Here is a 2,929-nt window from a genome sequence, read left to right as displayed (position 1 = left end):
GCCGCAGCGTTTCCACGGCGGCCAGCCCCGCCGTGAAGGCATCAGCGCGCCGCGTGTGGAGCAGCCGGCGCGCCAGATCGAGCGAAGCCATCACGGGGTATGATGGGCTGGAGCTCTGCACCATGGCGAGCCGCTGCCGCAGCAGGGCGCGGTCGAGCCGCGGCCCTTGGACATGCAGCATGGCGCCCATGGTCATCGCCGCAAGCATCTTGTGCGTGGACTGCACGACGCCGTCCGCGCCGCAGCTTAAGGCACCCGGCGGCAGCTCCGGGTGCTGCCCGTAGTGCGCCCCATGCGCCTCGTCGACCAGCAGCGGCACGCCGCTGTCGTGACAGGCCCGCGCGAGGGGCGCGAGGTCGCTTCCCATGCCGTAGTAATTCGGCATGGTCACAAGCAGGCCGGCGGCCTCCGGCCAGGCCGCCAGTGCCCTGCGCACCGTCTCTACAGGCGGTGCGACCGCCAGGCCGCTGGCGTCATCCATCTGCGGTTCAAGGAATACCGCACGCGCTCCCGCCAGCATCAGCCCATAAATAACCGATTTATGCACATTGCGCTGCACCAAGAGCACAGTGCCCGGTTCAGCGCATACCGTCAGGATTAGCGCTAGATTCCCAGCCGTACTTCCGCCTACGAGCAGGAAGCTTTCCTCGGCCCCGAAACAGTCCGCAGCAAGCTTCTGCGCTTCCAGAATGACGCCGACTGGATGATGCAGATCATCGCTCCCCGAAATCTCGGTAATATCCGCCGTCATGACCTCATCCAACAAGCCGGCGCTTCCTTCCATCTTAAATGCCTGCCCATTTTTATGACCCGGCACATGAAAAGAGCTCTTTCCTTCCGCTTTGTAGCGTTCCAGCATTTCATATAATGGCGCGCCTGCACGCTCTGTCTCTTTCATTTGATCGCAATTCCTTCCACACCGGCTTAACTCTATTTTAACCCATAACCGCTTCTCCGCCTATGCCTTGAATTTACCGCCTGTACCCGCAGCAAAACGGCTCCCCCTTACTTCTATGCAAGGAAAAGCCGCTGCGTTAATAACCTGTATAAGCGAAGACAACCTTCTAATACCATCACGGCAAAACCATTGTACGGCAACCGGGCGTCTATCAAGCGTTCTTTTGCAGACCGATTTTTTTCATTCGACCGATAAAAAAGCGGTATTTGGCATCCTCCGCCTCAGTCCTAACCATTTCCGCCTCGCAATCCTCGCAAATAAACTGCGAAACGATGCGAATTCCCTCTTCTTTTTCCTGCCCGCATATAATGCAGATTTCAGTTTTCGCATGATCTTGTTCCATACTAATCCCACCTTGGCCCTTTTAAGAACAGTATGCTTCACTTCCTATCATTTTAAACCCTTTCATAGTTTTTTCATATCCTTAAATCCCTTTTCCATCGCGGCTTGTACAGCCCACAGGCGATCTAGACTTATATGATTTAATGAATTCATCAAGAATGCCGATAGTATGGATATAAGATATGAGATAAGCCCAATTCCTGGAGGGAAGGTATGGAACCGACTAATAAAGGAGCGACTTTTTACCAATATAAGCTTCTTAAAAAAATAAGCATACCCGTCAATGCTTTACGGATTTATGCAGCGATTCCTATTCTATTTATTCTATTGGAAACTGTTTTCGTTTCCCCTGCCAGTTTGTTATTTTTTCTAATCGCCATTCCGGTTATTTTTTGGGTTCAATATGTCGTCTCCCGATCCGTCCTCTTGATTTCGGGTTACCCGGTCGCCAAACGTTGGCGCAACTCCTTCAGGCTTCCGTGGCTCGGCTATATGCCGGATCAATACATTAGCTGCAGTCTTTTCCGCAGGGTACAGCTTCATAGTCTCTGGATCGGTCTTTCCTTTACAGCATTATTTGTCGTATTATCGCCGTACGCCTTTACGCTCTCCTTAGCCTTTCTGCATTTATGGCTGCTGTTTCCGAGATTTTACGCTCTGCTGCGGACAGGCTGGAAGAGACAGGATGACATGCTTAAGTTTAACCAGGTGGACGTCTCCTGTTATTCGCAGTAACAACTGTACATATCCCTTCTATTCTTCATTGAATCCTATTTACGTAATGTACGTGACCTGTATCCCTGAAAAATAAAATCACCATCTGGATGGATAGCGATTTTATTTCTACTGGCTGTTGAGGCTGTTGAGGCTTTTGACGCCCGCCTTTTTATCCTTTGGGACCATAATAATGAAATAGCCGTCATGAATAGTTAAATGAACAATAAGCTGATCCTTCTGGAATACGTGCGAGCTAGCCGTGTTTTCTACAGGCAGTTCATTCCAGCCCCAGGCCTGTATGGCTTCAGAATAGGGATCCGGAATATTGTCATTCTCCTTTAACCCAGGAAGGGAATAACGCACGTAGTCCATAGCTTTATTCGTTGTCGTCCGATCTGGCGAGTTGGCCTCCTTGGGTACGGGAAAGCTCTTCTCGTTAAGGGCACCCTCGAACGATTCCCATGAAGGTTCCTTCGCGGCGCATCCGGCCAGCAATACAGTTACCATACATAAAATAAAGAGCGTCCACAACGTTCGGGCTCGCTTCATACCTTAAATCCTCCTTACCCTCAACCCTGCAACTAAAGACACAGGAAACAATTCAATCAAATGAATTTTATGAGTAGTTCATTCGTATTAAGGCTATGCTTATTTGCACTTTTCTATTATACTTATATCTATTGACATGTCGGTAACAAAAATGTCATTCAATGATGCCGATCTTCACAATCCCTTCACTATTGCATCAATGAGATTAAGGTCCGGATTTCGCATATATACCTGATCCATTCAGTTCTTGCATTCTCTTCATTGTTCATAATCATCCCTCCTGTTGGGAACAGTATTGTAATCCAGAATTTAAAAAGAAACACAAAAAACCACTGCTGAAGTATCAGCAGTGGTTCTTGTGCT

Annotated in this window: 4 protein-coding genes; 1 reads left to right on the top strand and 3 read right to left on the bottom strand. The window is 49.3% G+C overall.

Features of this window, described 5'->3' with window-relative positions; genetic code table 11:
- Both L691_RS0106010 and L691_RS0106005 read right to left on the bottom strand, forming a co-directional pair.
- The coding region (locus tag L691_RS0106010; RefSeq protein WP_025689396.1) for an aminotransferase class I/II-fold pyridoxal phosphate-dependent enzyme at positions 1-898 on the bottom strand (898 nt) is incomplete at its 3' end.
- A 211-nt stretch (positions 899-1,109) separates the two neighbouring features.
- Positions 1,110-1,301 (bottom strand): sigma factor G inhibitor Gin, encoded by a 192-nt coding sequence (locus tag L691_RS0106005; RefSeq protein ID WP_025689394.1) that lies wholly within the window; start codon positions 1,299-1,301, stop codon positions 1,110-1,112.
- A gap of 212 nt (positions 1,302-1,513) precedes the next feature.
- On the opposite strand from L691_RS0106005, the gene L691_RS0106000 reads away from it, so the two are divergent.
- Positions 1,514-2,035: a hypothetical protein gene (locus L691_RS0106000; RefSeq protein ID WP_025689393.1), complete on the top strand. Its 522-nt coding sequence runs from the start codon at positions 1,514-1,516 to the stop codon at positions 2,033-2,035.
- Positions 2,036-2,143: 108 nt separating this feature from the next.
- Here the strand turns inward: L691_RS0106000 and L691_RS0105995 are convergent, their stop codons facing one another.
- Complete coding sequence (locus tag L691_RS0105995; protein WP_025689392.1) at positions 2,144-2,566, bottom strand: hypothetical protein; 423 nt, start codon at positions 2,564-2,566, stop codon at positions 2,144-2,146.
- Between the last annotated feature and the right edge of the window lie 363 nt (positions 2,567-2,929).

This window comes from Paenibacillus zanthoxyli JH29 (assembly GCF_000520715.1).
Taxonomy (GTDB): Bacteria; Bacillota; Bacilli; order Paenibacillales; family Paenibacillaceae; genus Paenibacillus_AQ; species Paenibacillus_AQ zanthoxyli.
The sequence above is the reverse complement of the archived record's forward strand: the minus strand, read 5'-3'. Positions and strand labels throughout refer to the sequence as shown.

Excerpts from the sequence above, each read along its gene's own strand:
- L691_RS0106005 (WP_025689394.1), bottom strand. The coding sequence starts at position 1,301 with ATGGAACAAGATCATGCGAAAACTGAAATCTGCATTATATGCGGGCAG.
- L691_RS0106000 (WP_025689393.1), top strand. The coding sequence starts at position 1,514 with ATGGAACCGACTAATAAAGGAGCGACTTTTTACCAATATAAGCTTCTT.
- L691_RS0105995 (WP_025689392.1), bottom strand. The coding sequence starts at position 2,566 with ATGAAGCGAGCCCGAACGTTGTGGACGCTCTTTATTTTATGTATGGTA.